Genomic DNA, 17,405 nt, shown 5'->3' with positions numbered 1-17,405 from the left:
AATGATCCTACGCTCCCGCTGGCCGGTTGGTCATCTGTCGGCGGCAAGTCTCATCGCCCGTTTCGACGGCGGCATGTTGTCGTCCAACAGTGGCGTTCTTGCTCTAGCCGAACAAGGACAAGGGCAAACCGGCGGCACTCGGCTTCAAGGCTCATGTGCTCATGTCGGCGCCGACGCCGACAAAGCGATTGTGGAACAAATCGCCATCACACCGGCCGATATCAATGACGACGAGGCCGGCCCTGATGCCTTGCCGGACAACCCAGGGCAGGGTGGACAGTTCGAAATACCTAGTCTTACTGAGTCAGAAAGTCGCGGATGAGCGGGATTCGAGCTGGTCGCAGATTTATTAGCGTGCTGATTCGTGATCAGGGAAGCGCGCCATGCCCGACTGGACTACCGAGAGTGAAGCCGCATGTGAGGATCGGAACCATGATGCAGTCATACGCATCGGCGGCGAAGCTCCGGGGCGGCGGGGCCTATTCTCAGCAACGGCTGGAAGCCAGGGGGGGAATTCGGGTTACCGCCACCTCGGATCGTCATCGGCAGAGCCCGTTGGGGTCCGCCAATTGGTTATGCGTTGTTCTCCTGTTTACCCCCACAAGGCGCATCATACCGGACGCAGGACGACCCTCGCCCGCGGTGACGAGCCGCCACAGCGCGATCAACAGCTTGCGGGCGAGCGCCACGACCATCGTCTTGCGCGTGGTCTTGCGGCCCGTCATCACGATTCCCGAGCCTTGCAATCGAGCCGCGAGCGTCAGGCAGGATCTCTGCGTTCGTAGAGTGCTCCCGGCTTGTTTAAAACCACCCAGACAATACGTGCCATCTTGGCGGCAAGTGCGACGACGGCCTTGTTCGGATGCATGCGAGACTGAAGGCCGTTGAGCCAGCTTCCCAAGCGATCGCGCGTTTGGTCCAGATGCCGAAAGCAAGATCGCGCTCCATGCACCAGGAGCTTTCTCACATAGCGGTTGCCGCGTTTGCTGATGGCCAACAACGTCTGTTTTCCTCCCGTCGAGTATTGTCTGGGCACCAAGCCCCGCCATGCCGCTAGATCACGGGCCTTTGCGGAACTGCTGCCCGTTGCCGATAGCGGCGAGCAATGCAGTCGCACCTAATGCGCCTAGTCCCACGTCATAATGCCCATCTCGCTACATTATTGAAAGACAAGGATCTTTTGATTCGGATTTGATGATGACGGGGCCTTGGAGCACGCCCTGACGCGCTCGATCAGATGCGGATCTTCGATATCCCGTCGTTTGATGACCCAAGGTGCGCCCTTGCAATATTGCTCGGCGGGATGATGCCGGCGCGAATCTGGCGAAGTACCGTCATGGGGCTCAGATTGAGCATCCCGACGGCGGTGGGCGGACATGGGCCACCATCGCAACGCTGCTGGCCACCGCCAAGATGAATCAGGTCGATCCGCACGCCTGGCTTACCCAGACCCTCGATCGCATCGCCAACGGCTGGCCCAACAGCGACATCGACGCCCTCATGCCATGGAACTACCAGAGCTGAACGGCCCCAGCTTGGCGCTTACCCTGGAACGGATGTTGGGCCGCAAGACCATGGAGAACGAGATCCTCAAGGAAGCGATCGAGGTCGCTCGCCCAAAAAAACACAGCTTGCCCTTGGTGTCCTGGAACGATGCCGAGGACGGTTCCCGGTGAGCGCGATCGCTAAAACCTTGGGCATAGCACGCTCCAATCTCATCGAACGCGCCGCCTCTCCAGTTGTCCGGCGCGGACCCTATCGCAAACCCGAAGATGCCAATCCCCTGGCCGAGATCAGGCCGATCATCGACAGACGGGCCGACCGACCTACGGCTATCGACGTGTCACCGCGCAGATCAACCGGCAACGGCAGCTCGAGGGCAAGCCGACCGTCAATGCCAAGCGGCTGTTGCGGGTCATGCCAGCATCATCTGAGGCTGCAACGGCACACGGCCCAACGTCCTGAGCCCATCGCTTACCTAAAACCAACACCTCTTCGCCAATCAACGGCAACGATGGTACGAATGTACCCGCCGAACGCTCCGACGGTCGACAGTAGCGTAGCAAGATACACTGAGATGCCAGCCGAGCGCTGGCCGTTCAGCTCTCCGCAGGCAATGTTAGGTCCATCACTCATGGATGCGGCGCAGGTATGATGCTTCAGCGCAACATCCCATGCTCACGACGCCTCGCTCATCGCAAAAATGACCAAAGATATCACCGACCATTGCAGCTAATTTGTGCTCCTGGACCACTCGCAGCGCCCGTTGATAGACAGTAGACGCCGCAAGATATGAAAACAGTTGGTCTCGGCTGAGATAAAGTGGCCAGAAATATTCGTCGCTCCTAATCAATTCAAAATGTGTGGATTGTATGGCTTCGCCGCAGACATCCACCTCAATGTAAGTACCGTGGCCACTAGCATGTGCATGCCGGGTGTACCCGGGAAGCACCTTCTCTAGCAGATTGCAGTAGCCGTCCGAAAAGGTGCCGTCTTTTCGTCGAGCATGGGAGTAGTTCGTCAGAACGAGTACGCCTTTTGGCACGAGCACGCGCTTGCATTCTGCAAAAAAGCGCGGGCGGTCGAAGCGATGAGCGGCACTCGCAGCCGCGACGAGATCGGCTACGGATGTATCGAACGGCAATTCTTCTGCAATCCCGGATCGGTATTCTAGTCGCGGAAATTCCTTGCTCGCTTCTCCAGCAACAAGCCGCATTTCGTCCGATGGCTCCAACGCAATGACCCGAAAGTTATCCGGAAGGTATCGCGCAAGCGAGCGAGAAAAGATCCCAGTTCCAGCCCCAACCTCCAACGCTAGTTTACCATTCGGAATGTTCGATGCCAGAATTTCGTTGAGCCGAACGAATATCTCGTCCGGATAGTTCGGTCTAGAGTTGTAGGTGGTCGCAATATTTCCGAATTCCTTCCACTCGCTGTTCGCCTGCCTAGAAACACTCACATTTTCTGTCATGGGATTTTCCTCCTGCCAAAAACAGGTCAACCGCAAGCCGAGGACGACGCGAAATCGCGCTGGCTCACTGTCTGCCGGATGCAAAACATCTCACCAGAGAACAGTACGACGCCGCGCTCGCGTGCCACGCTCAGCGTATCTTACAAGCTCGCTCCCGTTGGGATCTTCACCCATTGGAAGATAGATTCAGGATGTGGTGACTGGACGAGACCGCCAATGATTTCGTCCGCCAATAGCTGGCGACGGGTCACCTTAGATCGTACAGCGTCCAAGGGTTTTCCGATACCCCCTCTGTCAATCCAATCCGTCATTAGGGCGGCAGAAATTGGAGTGCTACGGACAAGATCAATTGTGTTAGGCTCCGAGTTGGCTGCCGAGTTGTCCTTCAAGTTACGATTCATGATATCACCCAAGACGTATTTACCGGGCACCAAGCTGAGAGCGACCGTTGGACATGTCTTGCCGGAATCACCAAGCACTTAGCTACGAACTGATGGTAAGCCCGCCATCAACAAATAGAATTTGTCCCGTAACAAAGCTGGCCAAGGGCGATGTCAAAAACAGTACAGCACCTCCAACATCGGCCGGCGTCGCTAGGCGCCCGAAGGGAATATTTGCAACCGCTCGCTGCAAGGCTGCTAAATCCTGAAGCGCTTCGTCGTTCTTTCGCGTCCGCACTGCCCCAGGAGCAACGCCATTCACCGTGATGCCATGCGGGGCGAGCTCCGTGGCCTGCTGTTTCATTAGAATAGCGAGCCCACCCTTTGCGGCACACATTGCGCTGTAGCCGCGGCCGCGGAAGCCGAGCGAGGACCGGACCGAGAGGAGATGAACCTGGCTGCCTCCCGTCGCAGCGGAGACTTGGTGTTTGGCAACGGCTTGCGAGAGAAACATCCCGACTCTCAAGGTCTTCGCGTAGACCTCGTCAAACGCTTCCTCCGTCACGTCGAGCAGCTTCTGTTCCTTGTGGAACCCGACACAGTTGACGAGAATATCAATTGAACCATGCCGCCCTGCCAAGTCGCCGGCGAAGTCACGGACTGCCTGGACATCGCAGGCATCGAGCTCGATCCCTGCGGCATCGTAGTGCTGGGCGCTTAGCGTATCGGCCAGACATCTTGCGAGACCTCCGTTCCGGCCGGCGATAATGCATTTGGCACCTGCCGCCGCCAACATCTCGGATATGGTCGATCCGATCGCCCCGTAACCTCCGACAACAAGCGCCACCTTACCGGTGAGATCGAATATTGGCAGCCTGGAGGTGTAGGTAATGCATCTAGTCATCGAATTGGCGCTCCGATCTGCAACGCAGTGTTTGCAGCCATGGCTTCCCTGATTTTTGACAGCTCGAGTTTGCTCACTGTCGTTGTTTCCGCTCGACGCGCAGTCCAGGTTGCGGTCCCGAACTGCCGCCGAAAGACGGGGCCATCGTTTTCTTCGCTTGCCGCGCCGAGCCGCACGATCCCCTCGCCATCTCTGGAAAGAAGCTTGCCCTCGAACGTGTAGTAGATCGCCATGGGAGTGGCTTCGTGGCGCGCCTGAAGCATTATGGTGTCGCCAACCATCTGCCCAGTGGCATGGCCGACGGATCGCTCGGTGCGATGGGTCGCGTAGACCGTGTGCCCATCCTGCACTAGCTCCAGTGACTGTTCCGAGAGGTGCCGCGGATACTTGATCGTTAAGAGCCAGGATCCCGTTCGCTCGTAGTGCGGCGGCGTTTGGGACAGGTTCGGAGCCGAACGCGGAGAAAGAAGCTCGCTCCGAATGACCTCTCCAACGATTGCAGCCTCTTCCTCTGTGAGATTGAACGGGTCAACCACAATCGTGTTGTTCGTTGCCCAAAAATCATGGATGAGTATTCGAGGTTTGCGCGACAGCAGCGCCTCGATCAACGTTTGCGAATTGATTCCCAGTCTATTTGCGTCCCACGCCAAGCGGACCCTCAGCGCTGTGACAGAGTCAGAAGGAAGCAAGAATGTCGCGCTAAGGAACGGTATATTCCCAATGCTGTCCAGCATCCGGTCCAAGCGTTGGCGCCACGCCTCGCGCTCGCGTTCCTCAGATCCCTCCTTGAACCACCGCTCAAGCGCGGTGACCGCGCCGACGATCTCCTCTTTTCCGACCTTGAGCGCGCGGCAAGCGCCCTGATGCGGCGGGCCATTGAACCACGCGGCAGAACAAAGCGCCTTGTTGCCCAGTAGCAAGCCTGTCGATTGCGGCCCACGGAGATATTTTCCAGCTGAGTAAACAACCAGGTCGGCACCGCTCGACAACCACGGATCGGGGTTGCCGGGGCGTAGTCCAGCTGCATCGACGAAGATCGGCACTTGCGCTTGCGAGGCCAGGGCGACAAGCGAGGCGAGGGGTATCGCGGTCCCTCCGCGCGCCTTGCGACCGAGGACGACAATTAGTGCCACTTGACCGGTTCCGATCGCCTGTTTCGCGTGGTCGAGGGTGCTGACGATCAATGGTTTTCCGCCGGCGATGCGAACGGCCTGGTCGTAAGGAATTCTTTGATCCGAGATCAGAAGAACCCTGTTCGGCAAGCCTTCCGCGTCCGGCAGCTGCAACATCCGCTCGGGGTCATTGCCCGCTAGGCAGGCAGCGGTTGCAAGCGCCAGGCCGCCGGCGGAGCCGGACGTGACAATCCCCCACTCGGCTCCAGTTAAGGCTGCCAAGCGCGATCCGACTGCCTCAGCCAATTCATCGAGATCCACGAAGGCATCGGCGGCCGCGTTCATCGCATCGATGACGTCATCGGCCGGGTTGCTCCCACCGTAGTTCGTCCGGACGCCAGCGCAATTGATCACCGGTTCGACGCCAAATGACCGGTAGATCCACCCGGCCGACCTGAGCTCGGGCGGAGCCAGGATGGAAGTGTAGGGCGAGACGGGCAAAGGGCGCATCAAATCATTCCCCGTTGAACGAGGATCGTCGACGCGGTTACTGCGAAGAGCGTGATCGCCAGATACATGGCCCTGTTCGGCGATGGCACACGAACCGACGCAACGTGAGCAACACACAAAAGAGCGAAGACGGTGTTCACGGCCAGCAGGAACGTTCCCGAAGGCATGAGCGGCTGAACGAGGATCAAGGCGGCCATCAAGGGAATGTCGTAGGACAGCGGTACGCCGAAAAACCGGCCATCATCTGACTTTCCGAAGTTCGCGAAGTAGCTCAGGCGGATGGCACCGGCGAGCAGCAACGCCGTGGCGACGAAGAAGGAGACGACCGACGCGCCATTCAGCTGCACGAGAATAATCGCAGGGAGGACGGCGCCGTAGATGATGTCAGCGAAACCGTCGAGGCTCTTGCCCATCTTCGCCATGTCGGGCGGGCGGTTTCGGGCCCTCCTCGCGACCGCTCCATCCAGGTGGTCCGCGAGAACGGCCCACAGGGCAGCGCCGACCGCCAGCTCGATGTGTCCCGCCAATGCGAAATAGAGAGCAATCGAGGAGCACAGCAGTCCGACCATCGTGATGGCATTGGCGAGATCAATGAGGTAGCGAAGCATCTTCCACTCTCCGATACTTGGTCGTCAGCAGACGATTTCCGGTGCAGTCATGAACATCGCTTCCGCGATGCGCAGATCCGCCTCGTTGTCGATTTCGTACCATTTGAGACCGTCACACCTGGCAGCCGCGATCTGCAGCCCTTCTTGCCGCACGAGGTTCGACAGGATTTCTTCGGTGTATGATTTGACGGCGCCGGTGGCGACGACGGCGTTGAGATACGGAACGATCGTCCGGCGCAGATCTTCCCCGGAAAAGCGGATCAGATTCATCATTTTAAAGAGAGCGGGCGAACCATCGTTGAGATTCGCTGCCGTCTGCTTCATCCGTACCTCGGCAATATAACCATTGTTCTTCAGGACGACAGCGGAACCTTCCATATCCGCGCTGAACGGCGCGACGGCTGCGACATTGTCTGCATCGCTCAGTGTCAGGGAGCGCAGCGCATCCGGTTCGAAAAACACGTCGCCTTCGAGCAGATAGGTGTCCCCGGCCAAAAGCGCATCGCGCGCCAGCCACAGCGAGTAAGCGCTGCCCGTCCGATCGAAAACGTCGGACTCAACATAATCGATGTCGAGATCGCCAAAGCGCCGGCCGCAGGAATATCGGATCGCGTCTTGTCGATAACCGACGACGATCGTCACCTCCCGCACGCCGACGGCCTCGAGGTTCCGCAACGCGTTGTGCAGGATCGGCGTGGCATTGACCTCAACCAGCGGCTTCGGCCGCAAATCGGTAAGCGGACGCAGACGCGAGCCAGACCCAGCGGCAAGAATGACCGCCTTTCTCGGAGCAATTGCATTCATTTGTCTAAACCCCTCCATGTGGTTCCTGCGACGATTCCGTCAAATCCAGGCATTAAGGACCCGGACCACCCGTTCGAGGCCCGCTTCGAGTAGCTCCGGCGGAATTCCATATGAGAACCGGAGCCCTACGGCATCGCCGAATGCTGTGCCTGACACGCCGGCTACGCCGGCCTGCGCTAGGAGCGCGGATACGATGTCGTCGGACGTCTCGGCATGATCGTCGTCGAGGGTCGGCCGCAAAACGCTGGAGAGATCGAGGTAGAAATAAAACCCACCCTGTGCTTCGGGTATCGGTACGCGCTGCAGTTGGGAGAGGGCAGCAAGCCCCGCTTGCCGCGCCGCCTTCAGCTGCCCCCTGAGCCGGGCTTCAAAGGTGCCATCTCCGTCACGGAGGTGGTGCTGCACGGCGTGCTGGGCGACGACATTCGGGTTCGATGTCGTGTGCGACTGCAGCCCTTTGACAGCCGAGATCAGTTCCTTCGGCGCCGCGAGATACCCAACGCGCCAGCCGGTGAGGGCCAGGCTCTTGGAAAAGGAATTGACGATCACCATCCGGGCCCTGACCTCCGGCACCAGTGACACGACCGGATGATGCCGATGACCATCATAGGTGAAGGGAGCGTAGCATTCGTCGAAGATGATCCAGAGGTCCTGCTCCACCGCCAACCGACCGATGGCCACAAGGGTCTCTGCGTCATAGACGGCGCCGGTGGGATTGCCGGGCGTGTTGACGACGATGGCCCGGGTCAGCGGCGTGACGACTCGTCGGATATCGTCGATCCGCGGAACGTAGCCGTTTCCTCGCGTGTCGATATGGACCGGCGTACCGCCGGCGATCTGGACCTGCGCCGGGAATGTCGTCCAGTAGGGTGCGGGAATGATGACCTGGTCGCCGGGATTGATCAGCGCCATGGCCACATTGAAGAGAGCCTGCTTGGCGCCACTCGTCACGGCGATCTCTTCGGCCAGCCAGAGCTGCCCGGTCTCGACCGATACCTTCCGAGCAAGCGCTTCGCGCAATTCCATCGAGCCGATCGTGTCGGTATAGCGGTTAAGGCCTTGTCGAATGGCCTCGATCGCTCCGTCCCGGATGGTCGGTGCCAGATCGCTCCAGATCTCGCCGGCTGTGAGATCAACAATTTCCATGCCGGCATCGGCGGCGGCCTTCGCCGCCGCGCGGGCGGCGGCGGTTCCCGAGGATTTGAACAACTTTGTCCGTTGCGCCAACATGCGCGTCTCCATCCATCTTTTTCGAGAGAACCGCTTGCCGCGACTATCCTTGACCGTTCGCTGTCCGCGGAAGGTATTTCTCCTCTGCCGCCGAGAGTTCGCCGTAGTTCATTAGCTCGAACAGTTCATCGAGCGTTGCGATTTCGTCTTGGATACCGGCGATGCTCTCTTCCTGAATGATGCGATCGCACACGTGACGCATCGCTGAGATCGCGGCACGCATGTTATGGTTGGCCCAAATGACTGTGGAAATACCGACCGCCCGGTAGTCGGCCACGGGCGTGCGGTAGTATTTCGTCGGTACGATCATGACCGGCAGCTTGTTGTTCCATTCTTTCGCGAAAGCGAGAATTTCGTCCGGAACGCTCAGGCGGGAATGGATAAGGATCGCGTCGGCGCCGGCTTTCGCATATGCGTGCGCCCGCGCCAGCGCCTCATCGAGACCGCGGCCAGCGATCAAGGCTTCAATGCGGGCGACCAAGACGAAATCGGGACCGGTCGTATCCTTGACTGCCTTGAGGCGACCGGAGAATTCGTCGATATCAGCCAGCGGCTGCCTGTCGCCAATGAACGAGTTCATTTTCGGGAAACCCTTGTCCTCCAGGCAGATGCCGGAGGCTCCACGCTGCTTCAGCTTCCTCGCGATGATGCGGGCATTGTTGAAGTTGCCGAAGCCGCTGTCGCCGTCGACGAGGACGGGAACATTGGTGGCCTCGACCATTCGCTCGACGACATCGCCGACTTGCGTCCAGCTCGCCTCATTGGCATCGCGGTAGCCGAGCGCCGAGGAGATCGAAAGACCGGACGCCCAAAGTGCCTTGAAGCCCGCCCGCTCGGCGATAGCGGCCGAAAGGCCATCATGCGCTTCCATTAGAAATGTTAGATCATGGGAAAGAATGAGCTCGCGAAGCGTCGGCGATGATGTCGTCACCGACAAGACTTCGGCGCTCATCGGAAATGAAATCGCCTTGTTCATTTGTCATGCGTCCTTAACAAAATCACGTCGGGTGGCCTCGCGAGGTGCGAGCGCACTTTGGGAGGTGGTGGACTTGCCGCCGCCGCCTTCCCATTCGAGTGCGATCTGATGCGGATCCGACATGTCGTTTCCTTCCTTTGTTTCTTCCATCGCCGCTACCCGCGCCATCAATGCCGGTCGGTCGGCGTTGCTGTCGCCACTCAACGAAGGGAACAAAACTCGTGCCAATTTGGCTGATCGGGCTGAAGAAAAACTTTGTGATTGTCTTTCAGCTATTTAGCCGGGGAAAAAAAGGTCGGCTAAACAATGGCTGTGTCGCGGAGCCGACAAAGCCGACAGACGGTGCAGATCTGAAGCAACGAAGAATATGTCAATCTGAGAAAATCTGAAGGAAACGGCCGAACCGACAAATCATCCGCCGAATGCTCGAGATCATCGACCAGCATGCTTCCCGTGGGGACAGTTCTATGGGAAGCCAAAGGTCGCTTGGTCCGAGATAGGCACTCGACCTGAACTGCGGTTGTTCGACGCCGCTATGCGTAGTCATTTCTTCACGCCGTGTGGAAGACGAAACGAACCCTTCCGCCGCCTCGTACTGCAGCTTGATCCAAAGTCCAAACACCCGAAGCCTTCCAGCGATGCGTTCTTGCCAGGACGCCTGTGCGGATGGGATGAGATCGCTCCCTCGCATGTGGTCCTATGGAACCGCGAACACCACTTCGACGACCCAGCCGTTCCAACAAACATGCGTCAATCCTTGCGGCTACGGAGAGAACCTCAAGTCCGGCAAGCGCTGGGGCTCACTGATCGACCGTCTCGACCAAAACTCTTCGATCGCCGGCGCGAAAGAGGCCCGTTACATCTAGTTCGGTTACAGGGTCAGCACGATGCCCGAAAGCCGTCCGAGTTCAACGAGGCGGTCGAGCAGATCTGGCGTGCTGGCGAAATCATCGGAACTAAGGACGTCGATCGAGGATTCATCGACACGTGTCCCGAATAGGATCAAGCATTTTTCTTCGTCGAAGCGTCGCGATGTCCAGATCATGCCGTCAAATGCCGGATCGGAATCGTGGATCGCTTGTGCCTAGGCCCTGGTCGAGAGGTATGACGAGGGCGGGGTATCGATCAATGACTGGCGCGTGATGCCCCATTTGTTGAGATCGGGTTGGAAGAGGCGCGCCACCTTCAAGTCACGGTCGATCGCGATGCGCGAGCCAGCGAGTTCCCCGACCTTGCTCATTGGGACGGTCTTGAAGTCTGCGGAGGGGTCGATATCGTGGAACACCGACTCCTACGCGGCGCATCCGAAAGCAGTCGCCGCGTACATTGCGGGAACCTGTTTGCCCGCACTCGTGAAGGGAGCGAACCTTGAGGAGCCGAAGCCAGGATTGAACTCGTGCGCACGTCGGCCCTTTTGCAATCCGTCCCGTCGGGAAGCACCACGACGCAATCCGGGGATGAAAGCGGGGCGGGGAAGACGAAGGCGCCGCATCGACGATCAAGGCCACCCGGTCGAGGTTTTCTTGGTTCGTTTCGTCGAACCCGTGGTTGGACGGAAGAGTTCCTTCATGAAAAGCGATCTGCCACCGGCTCATTTGTAGCGGCAGCGCCTGAAGCACCTGCGCGACCGCCGGGTCAAGCTTGCCGTCCTTGAACTGGAAGGCTGACAACAATTCGCGGCCGCCCTGTTGCACGTAGAGTACCTTCTTCTCGATTCCATCTTGATCCTGTCGCGCTCTTGTTGCGGGCGCTATGGCCCGCAAGTTCAGCCAGGTCGGCGCTCGTGAAGCAAGGGACATTCTCAACGAACCTCACGCGCGCCCGGGCATTGTCAGCCTAGATCTTCGACCAGACTGCCGACATCGTATCAGTGAATGGGGTCCCTCCATAGCACCTCCTCCGGCGGTTCCACTGGATCGATATCTAGATTGACCACCACCGGGTCTTGGCCCGACCGCATCAGAGCCGTGAAATGGCGGCTGTGGCATGGACGTGTCGATCGCGCGATCCGCGACCTGGAGAGGCTTCTCGCCAGACTGAAGCAGCCGCAGGGAGAAGCCGAGTTCTCGATCGCACTGTCTGTTGTCCGCCTCTGCTAGGGCTCAGCCTGCAGAGCCCGCTACCAGGGGCTGCGCGGCCGTCACGCCCTCTGTTGCAAAGACCCTTTCAGCGATCAGAAGATCCTCCTCGCTGTTGATCTCGTCCCATTTGAGATCATCGCACCTGACTGCCGCGATCTGCAGTTCCTTCTGCTGAACCAGCTGAGACAGCAGCTCCTCGCAGTAGGACTTGACGGCACCAGCACCCATGAGATCGTCGAGATGGGGGACAATTGTGGTGCGCAGGTCCTCGCCGGAAAAGCGGATCAGGTTCATGGTCTTGAACAGCTGCGGTGAACCGTCCGTCAGGTTTTCAGCGGTCTGTCCCATCCTCAATTCCGCGATATGGCCGTGATCATTCAAAATGACGGCCGAGCCTTCCATCGACGCTTCGAAGGGAGCGACGGGCGGCGACAAGGCGAGCGTTGTTGAAATTACCGAAGCCGCTGTCAGCGTCGACGAGAATAGGAATGTTGGCAGCACGAGCCATACGTTCCACGACATCGGCCACTTCGCTCCAAGAGGCTTCGTTCGCATCGCGGTAGCCGAGGCTGGAGGAAATCGAAAGGCTGGACGCCCAAAGCGCCTTGAAACCTGCCCGCTGGGCGATCGCCGCGGAGAGCGCATCATGGGCTTCCATTAGGAATGATGGTTCGTCATGTATGCAAATGAGGTCACGGAGCGTAGGTATACCTTCGCTTGCACAGCCGCCCGAATCCGCAGGTGATGCTTCTTTTCCGATATGTGGATCCGACGCAGACCTGACATGTCCTTTCATCCCTTCAATCAATCCCTATATTGTCCGCGACATGAATGTCGCTCGGCAGCTTCTGTCACCGCGCTACAAGGGAGTTTCAAAAGTTGTGCCAACTGCGCACAAGGAGCCTACAAGAATTTTCTACGTAGTTTTCAGTGACTTAGATGAATGCGCGTCAGGGAGCCGCGCCAACGGTTCGTGTCACTCACGTGACAAACCCGGCAGTAGTGTCGATTTCCAGGCATTCTCCAAGGAATAGGGGACGGAATTCCTCCGTCCGGGAGCGGAATTCCCGCGCCCCATTCAACCGGCCCGCGCTGTCCGATGTCCGACGATGTCGTGGCTTCTTCCAAATTGCTGCGAACAGCCCGGTTGCAGGAGATTACCTGCGCAACCGGGCTGTTCTTCGGCGCCGACGACGTTCTGACTCAAGTGTATTGGTTTCGCTTGTGATCGGGAGAAGTCCGACGTTGCGCATGCACTAAAATGTTCCAACGACCAGATGAATATCCTGCGCTCAGGATTCTTATAATTAAATGATCAGTGGCAACGAAACAGCCGCCGCACCAAGATCCGCGCTTTCGCCGAGCACGTCTTCGCGCAGCAGAAATCCCGCACGGCCTGACCGCACGATCGGCATCGCAGGGTAGGACGAAGATTGGCATTGACCAACTTCGCCTGCAATCTTGCCCGTCATTTCCTGGCATCAGGGTCCAACTATGCTCGCATAACGGCCAGGTGGCGCAAAATGCCGCCGCCACGCCGATTTCCAAGATCCGGCATCAAGCTCAACGACCATAACCGAGGTGATCACCACGCGTCAGGTCACGCCCAACCTCATCTGCGTCCTATCACGCTCCGAATTCCGGTAGTTCGACTGGCCAGCTCATCATATCCTTCGCAGGGTTGCGTAAAGCGTGCAACGATCATGGCGCTGATCATCAAGGCGAGGCACCAGAGCCTCACCTACGATGTGGATCGTTCATCCAGCTTGGCTTGCCGGTGATAACCTTCGGTGCGTCGATGATGGATGCCGGGTTGTAGTGGGAGTCCATCGGGAAGGTATAATCCGCATGATTGCCACCGGTGATAAAGTCGGCGGCATAGAGTGTCTCCAGATAAGGATTGTCGGACACCAGCACGTCGGCATAGGGCAGCAGCGCGCCGAAAGTGGCGCGAAAATCCATGTCCAGACGGCCCGTTAGGGCGATCGGCACGCCCTCAGCGCTATAGTAAAACTTCTGGCCGTTAACGGAGAACGCTTCTGAGATATATGACATTGTGAGAGGTGTGCTGACGAACTTCTCGCCTGCTGCCTGGAAAGTCGCGGCCACCCGGTTCATCTCGTCGAAGGTGTCGGTTCCCTTGTAGCGGCAGATTTCGACCATGGTGAGGTCGCCCAGCCTATCGAAGGAGATCAGCCAATCGCCGGCCTGGGTCACCGAATCATTGTCGATATGAGAAGACTGCACGTCTTCCGCCTTGATGAGGACCGGGATCAGGTTGAGTCTGTTGTCCGGCTGGACCGTGACATTAGCCTGCTCCAACACGTCAAGTACACGGGTTTTCTTTTTGACCAGATGTGCAACAACGCGGTCGGTAGTCGGCACATAGGTCGAATAGATCTTTATGCCGAGATGGCTGCGTACGTCAGAATTCTCGGGCGCCGAGAGCGACTTGACTGCCGCGATCGTCGATACCTCGTCCTTGGGATCGATGATCACGTTGAATTCATCGCCGTTGCTATTCTTCTCACGAACGTAATCGATAATATTCTGCAGATCTTCCATCTTTTGTGGATTGCCGTCGCGATCAAGCGCCGGCATACGCCGATTAGTGATAGGATTCCATATCGAGAGGTTCATGCTCTTGATTCCCTCGGTGGAGACATCGGAAATCAGGCAATTTTTCTCATCTCCGGTGGTTCGCCCCAGTGTAGTGTCATGCGTCATCCAGGCATGGCCGTTTTTATCGGCGCGAAGATCGAGTTCAATGGCATGGAAACCATGCTTGAGCGCGTTGTCAGCGGCTGAAATGGTGTTTTCGAGAATGCCCTTGGAATTGTCGAACAAGCCGCGGTGCGGCAGTATCTGCTTCCTATGCGGATCGATGCCACGGCCGTCGGTCTCGGCTCCGGTTAGGAAAAGATCCTTCCCATAGCTGGAGCTGCCGATTTCGTACTCTGCGTCCCCGAGAGCAGGACTGTCCAGACCAAAGTTGGGTTTCCAATCGGCCTTGTTGCCGGCGGCTAACCACTCGGTGATGGACTGGTTGACGGTGCCGTCGACTGGATCGTCCGGATCATTGGAGCGAAATTTTCGGGTCGTCTCGCCGCATGCAGGAACCGATGGAGTGATGGGCTTGCCGCCCCGCTGCACCCGGGTTTGCATGCTAGCCTTCGTCTTGTCCCCTGCGAGAGCATTGGTGGCACGGTCGACAAGCATAGAAGGGTCAGCCACCGCGCCAGCCATGGTTGCGGCGACAACCATGGTCCCAATGAAACCTAAGCGGACCAGATGCTTGCACCAGCGGCGCGCAGCCAGGGGGAAAATGTTGCGAGAGTTGAGATGAACTGTCGATCGCGCTAACATGAGCTTTCGCAGTCGGTTCAGAATGTCGCTTCCAGCTCTCGTCGCTGACTGGACATTGACGGCGGCAACGGCATTGTCCGTGAGCCTGATCATGGGCGATTCTCCTCGGGCCGGGCGTCTGCGGAGAGCCAAGCACGTGCCGTGCCAAACCAGAGAGTCGCCTTAGAACAACAACATAACGACGCCAATGCTGATACGCCATGTCGCATATCCGACATCGTTTGATGCCAGACGACGGAACGTGGTCGAATTCCGCTTTCTCGGGGCTCCGAGTTGGAGGTCAATGGTCAAGCAATCGGCCGACAACCCTGCGGTCCCTTCAAGGACCGATCTGAGCTCAGGTGGTAGCGCTCGTAGTCGCCGCTGCGAGCGCCGGCGTCCGCCAGTACCCCGGTCGGATGGCGATCAGGGGTTCGAACAAGGTCGTCTGCGCTGCAAGGCAGCCGCAAGCGTGAAAGTGTCAGGACGGCCCCAGCCCAGTGCCGATCAATGCACCCTTCCAGCCATTATCCTCCAGCGCCTTCGCATGGCTCGCCAATGTCTGCAGGCTATTGTGATCTTCGACGACGCAATCGCCGCGATGGCCGGACCTGACCTCGTTGGGGATGTACCAAAGAAACTCGGATTTGCTGCTCATGCGATTTGTTGGCGCGGAATGCTTCCGAAGTCTGAGGGCCGCCACTGATGTTGGCCCAATTGACCTCCAAGGTCAGTTCCTTGTCGAGCCCGACAATTCCAACGCTTTCTGTGTCTCCGGATCACCGATCGTCAGGACGGTTCCTGGCGGCACTTTCGAAAGAAGAGGAGCGTCTGCCTGGGCAATCCCGTGCCGCTGACCGCGTCCGAGCGCAAGCAGACTGAACAGCGCAGCCTTCAAAGTGTTTGCGAATTTCATCGTTATTTCCTCTTCGGGTTTGACCGCGGGAACCGGTCGGACTGCTGTCCAGCCTTGCTCATGCATTCGATATCGTCATTGCGAGGCACTCGTGAGCGGCTACTCGGCTGCAATCGCGGCCGGCGCTCTCGCCGCGCCGACAATGGGAGCCAGCTCCGCGACTGCCTGTTGTGCACGCTGTCGGATCGGTTCGGCCGTGAGACGGTAGTCGACGAAGTCTCGATCGGCGGCGTAGACTGCCGTCGGCAAAGCGTGCGCCTTAAAAAACTGAACAGCGGCCGAAGCTGATGCTCGACGATCAGCGCATGGCGATCACCGCCGCCGGTCGCGGTGAGGATGACCGGCTTGCCCAATAAGGCGCCGGGATCGATCAGGTCGATCGCATGCTTGAACAGCCCGGTGTAGCTGCCCTTGTAGGTCGGCGTGCCGACGACCAGAACGTCGGCTTCTATGATTTTGTAGAAATACATCCGCAATAGCCTCGGTTGTTCTGAAACAGCCGCTCCCTCGAAAAATCAGCGATCGTACCGAGTTGAGCCCATCTCGAAGCATGTTCCGATGATGCGGGGCCATCATGCAGCGATCTCAAGGCAACTGAAATGCCCACCTCATCAGACCGTTACATAACAGTCCGCTACAGAACTGCCGGGGGCTGGGTAGGGAAAACAATTCGGAATGATCCCATTGACCCGCTTCTTAAGGGCGGCGCTCCCGAAGGAGCATTGCCTGAAACCGCCCTGCCGCTCGTCCGAAGGTCCGCCGCAATTTGCCGATCGCACTCACCGGGTCGGCAGGCCAATGACAATTTGCAACTGCCTGTCACGGTTGCGGTGGCCATTGGACTTCTCGCGAGGCCAGCCCGTCATTGACGCTGTGAACAACTTGCATGGCCTGATTGCGCTGGCTGCGGCTTCGCGCACAATTTGCGCATGGCGGCAGACGGTGACCTCGATGCTCTGTTGTTCGAAATGGCGGCCGCAAGCGTTCGGATGCTGCCCCTGAGCTTTGGCGATAAGGCAGCCAGGCTAGCCCGCCAGACTTCGGGGCGGTTCCTCTTTGAGATCCGGGTCGACGGTGATCCCCAATTCAGCGCATTGCGGCCATCCGCTATGCGACCGGCACAACCGGAATCCTCGCCTTGAGCAAGGACGGGCTGGCGGTCGTGTCCTTCACGGCCAATGGTGAACTCGCCAGCTTAGTCGATCCATTGGAAAGCTGGGATCGTCTGCCGCTGCGCGAACAGGCGCGCAATGACATCCAGGGGCACATCGACCTGCTCCTCGCCGCGCTTCGAAACGCCGGCTGCACGCCATACCGCTAGACTTTGAATTAAAGGCCGCTGTGGATATTTCCGTTTCGTTTTGTCGGCGCATGGCACGGCTCCCTTGGGGAGCGCCACGATGGAGGCATCATTGACAACAGATTTCGCGGCTGCCTGGTTGCATCTTGATCGAGCCTATCACTATCTCGGCGGCGACGATGACACGAGCCGCAAATCCCGTGCGGCCCTGGATTTGTTGATCGAGGCCATTGCGACGGCACAATATTCGCGCCCACGTGGCAAGGTG

General features: G+C 58.5%; 16 protein-coding genes and 8 pseudogenes. 4 read left to right on the top strand and 20 right to left on the bottom strand.

What is annotated here, in order from left to right; translation table 11 throughout:
• Window position 1 precedes the first annotated feature (1 nt).
• Window positions 2–322, top strand: coding sequence for a hypothetical protein (locus M727_RS0124910; RefSeq protein ID WP_027154920.1), 321 nt, complete (start codon window positions 2–4; stop codon window positions 320–322).
• Between the two features lie 217 nt (window positions 323–539).
• Here the strand turns inward: M727_RS0124910 and M727_RS0124905 are convergent, their stop codons facing one another.
• Window positions 540–725: a hypothetical protein gene (locus M727_RS0124905; RefSeq protein WP_027154919.1), complete on the bottom strand. Its 186-nt coding sequence runs from the start codon at window positions 723–725 to the stop codon at window positions 540–542.
• 35 nt (window positions 726–760) lie between these two features.
• A pseudogene (locus M727_RS40430) lies at window positions 761–1,133 on the bottom strand (transposase); the annotation flags it as partial.
• A gap of 226 nt (window positions 1,134–1,359) precedes the next feature.
• Between M727_RS40430 and M727_RS0124895 the strand changes: the two are divergent.
• Together M727_RS0124895 and M727_RS43205 are read left to right on the top strand one after the other, a co-directional pair.
• Window positions 1,360–1,524: pseudogene (locus tag M727_RS0124895) on the top strand (transposase domain-containing protein); the annotation flags it as partial.
• A 297-nt stretch (window positions 1,525–1,821) separates the two neighbouring features.
• Window positions 1,822–1,920: pseudogene (locus tag M727_RS43205) on the top strand (IS3 family transposase); the annotation flags it as partial.
• Between the two features lie 208 nt (window positions 1,921–2,128).
• On the opposite strand, the gene M727_RS0124885 reads toward M727_RS43205, so the two are convergent.
• The 18 genes and pseudogenes from M727_RS0124885 to M727_RS37315 form a co-directional block, all read right to left on the bottom strand.
• Window positions 2,129–2,971, bottom strand: a complete 843-nt coding sequence (locus M727_RS0124885; RefSeq protein WP_027154916.1) for a class I SAM-dependent methyltransferase — start codon at window positions 2,969–2,971, stop codon at window positions 2,129–2,131.
• A 483-nt stretch (window positions 2,972–3,454) separates the two neighbouring features.
• On the bottom strand, window positions 3,455–4,255 hold the full coding sequence (locus M727_RS0124880) for an SDR family NAD(P)-dependent oxidoreductase (RefSeq protein ID WP_051505720.1): 801 nt from the start codon (window positions 4,253–4,255) through the stop codon (window positions 3,455–3,457).
• A complete protein-coding gene (locus M727_RS37335) occupies window positions 4,252–5,877 on the bottom strand; it encodes an aminotransferase class V-fold PLP-dependent enzyme (protein ID WP_051505719.1) in 1,626 nt (541 codons plus the stop codon). The genes M727_RS0124880 and M727_RS37335 overlap by 4 nt, the downstream gene beginning before the upstream one ends.
• Window positions 5,877–6,485: a CDP-alcohol phosphatidyltransferase family protein gene (locus tag M727_RS0124870; RefSeq protein ID WP_027154914.1), complete on the bottom strand. Its 609-nt coding sequence runs from the start codon at window positions 6,483–6,485 to the stop codon at window positions 5,877–5,879. The genes M727_RS37335 and M727_RS0124870 overlap by 1 nt, the downstream gene beginning before the upstream one ends.
• Before the next feature lie 24 nt (window positions 6,486–6,509).
• Window positions 6,510–7,289 (bottom strand): phosphocholine cytidylyltransferase family protein, encoded by a 780-nt coding sequence (locus M727_RS0124865; RefSeq protein ID WP_027154913.1) that lies wholly within the window; start codon window positions 7,287–7,289, stop codon window positions 6,510–6,512.
• A gap of 39 nt (window positions 7,290–7,328) precedes the next feature.
• Window positions 7,329–8,519 carry an aminotransferase class I/II-fold pyridoxal phosphate-dependent enzyme gene (locus tag M727_RS0124860; RefSeq protein WP_027154912.1) on the bottom strand — a complete coding sequence of 397 codons (1,191 nt, stop codon included), beginning with the start codon at window positions 8,517–8,519 and terminating at the stop codon, window positions 7,329–7,331.
• A 43-nt stretch (window positions 8,520–8,562) separates the two neighbouring features.
• Window positions 8,563–9,471, bottom strand: coding sequence for a phosphoenolpyruvate mutase (gene aepX, locus M727_RS0124855; protein WP_051505733.1), 909 nt, complete (start codon window positions 9,469–9,471; stop codon window positions 8,563–8,565).
• 27 nt (window positions 9,472–9,498) lie between these two features.
• Entirely contained in the window at window positions 9,499–9,699 is a 201-nt protein-coding gene (locus tag M727_RS41735) for a hypothetical protein (protein WP_156941618.1), read from the bottom strand.
• A gap of 667 nt (window positions 9,700–10,366) precedes the next feature.
• Window positions 10,367–10,501 (bottom strand): hypothetical protein, encoded by a 135-nt coding sequence (locus tag M727_RS43835; protein ID WP_280944176.1) that lies wholly within the window; start codon window positions 10,499–10,501, stop codon window positions 10,367–10,369.
• Between the two features lie 78 nt (window positions 10,502–10,579).
• A complete protein-coding gene (locus M727_RS39270) occupies window positions 10,580–10,735 on the bottom strand; it encodes a hypothetical protein (RefSeq protein ID WP_156941617.1) in 156 nt (51 codons plus the stop codon).
• Between the two features lie 627 nt (window positions 10,736–11,362).
• Window positions 11,363–11,458, bottom strand: a pseudogene (locus M727_RS40415) (mannose-6-phosphate isomerase); the annotation flags it as partial.
• A 139-nt stretch (window positions 11,459–11,597) separates the two neighbouring features.
• Window positions 11,598–11,978 carry a hypothetical protein gene (locus tag M727_RS37325; protein ID WP_198032690.1) on the bottom strand — a complete coding sequence of 127 codons (381 nt, stop codon included), beginning with the start codon at window positions 11,976–11,978 and terminating at the stop codon, window positions 11,598–11,600.
• A gap of 19 nt (window positions 11,979–11,997) precedes the next feature.
• Window positions 11,998–12,285 (bottom strand): annotated as a pseudogene (locus M727_RS43200) (isocitrate lyase/phosphoenolpyruvate mutase family protein); the annotation flags it as partial.
• A gap of 598 nt (window positions 12,286–12,883) precedes the next feature.
• On the bottom strand, window positions 12,884–13,048 hold the full coding sequence (locus M727_RS41730) for a hypothetical protein (protein WP_156941616.1): 165 nt from the start codon (window positions 13,046–13,048) through the stop codon (window positions 12,884–12,886).
• 265 nt (window positions 13,049–13,313) lie between these two features.
• On the bottom strand, window positions 13,314–15,035 hold the full coding sequence (locus M727_RS0124810) for a glycerophosphodiester phosphodiesterase family protein (RefSeq protein ID WP_027154910.1): 1,722 nt from the start codon (window positions 15,033–15,035) through the stop codon (window positions 13,314–13,316).
• A gap of 286 nt (window positions 15,036–15,321) precedes the next feature.
• A pseudogene (locus tag M727_RS40405) lies at window positions 15,322–15,579 on the bottom strand (LLM class flavin-dependent oxidoreductase); the annotation flags it as partial.
• Between the two features lie 7 nt (window positions 15,580–15,586).
• Window positions 15,587–15,837 (bottom strand): annotated as a pseudogene (locus M727_RS0124800) (ABC transporter); the annotation flags it as partial.
• A gap of 99 nt (window positions 15,838–15,936) precedes the next feature.
• A pseudogene (locus tag M727_RS37315) lies at window positions 15,937–16,292 on the bottom strand (NAD(P)H-dependent oxidoreductase); the annotation flags it as partial.
• 683 nt (window positions 16,293–16,975) lie between these two features.
• Between M727_RS37315 and M727_RS39260 the strand changes: the two are divergent.
• Entirely contained in the window at window positions 16,976–17,158 is a 183-nt protein-coding gene (locus tag M727_RS39260; protein ID WP_051505716.1) for a hypothetical protein, read from the top strand.
• Window positions 17,159–17,405: the final 247 nt, after the last annotated feature.

The organism is Mesorhizobium sp. WSM2561 (genome assembly GCF_000513915.1).
Lineage (GTDB): Bacteria > Pseudomonadota > Alphaproteobacteria > Rhizobiales > Rhizobiaceae > Mesorhizobium > Mesorhizobium muleiense.
Note: the sequence above shows the minus strand (reverse complement) of the source record. Positions and strands in the feature narration are given on the sequence as shown.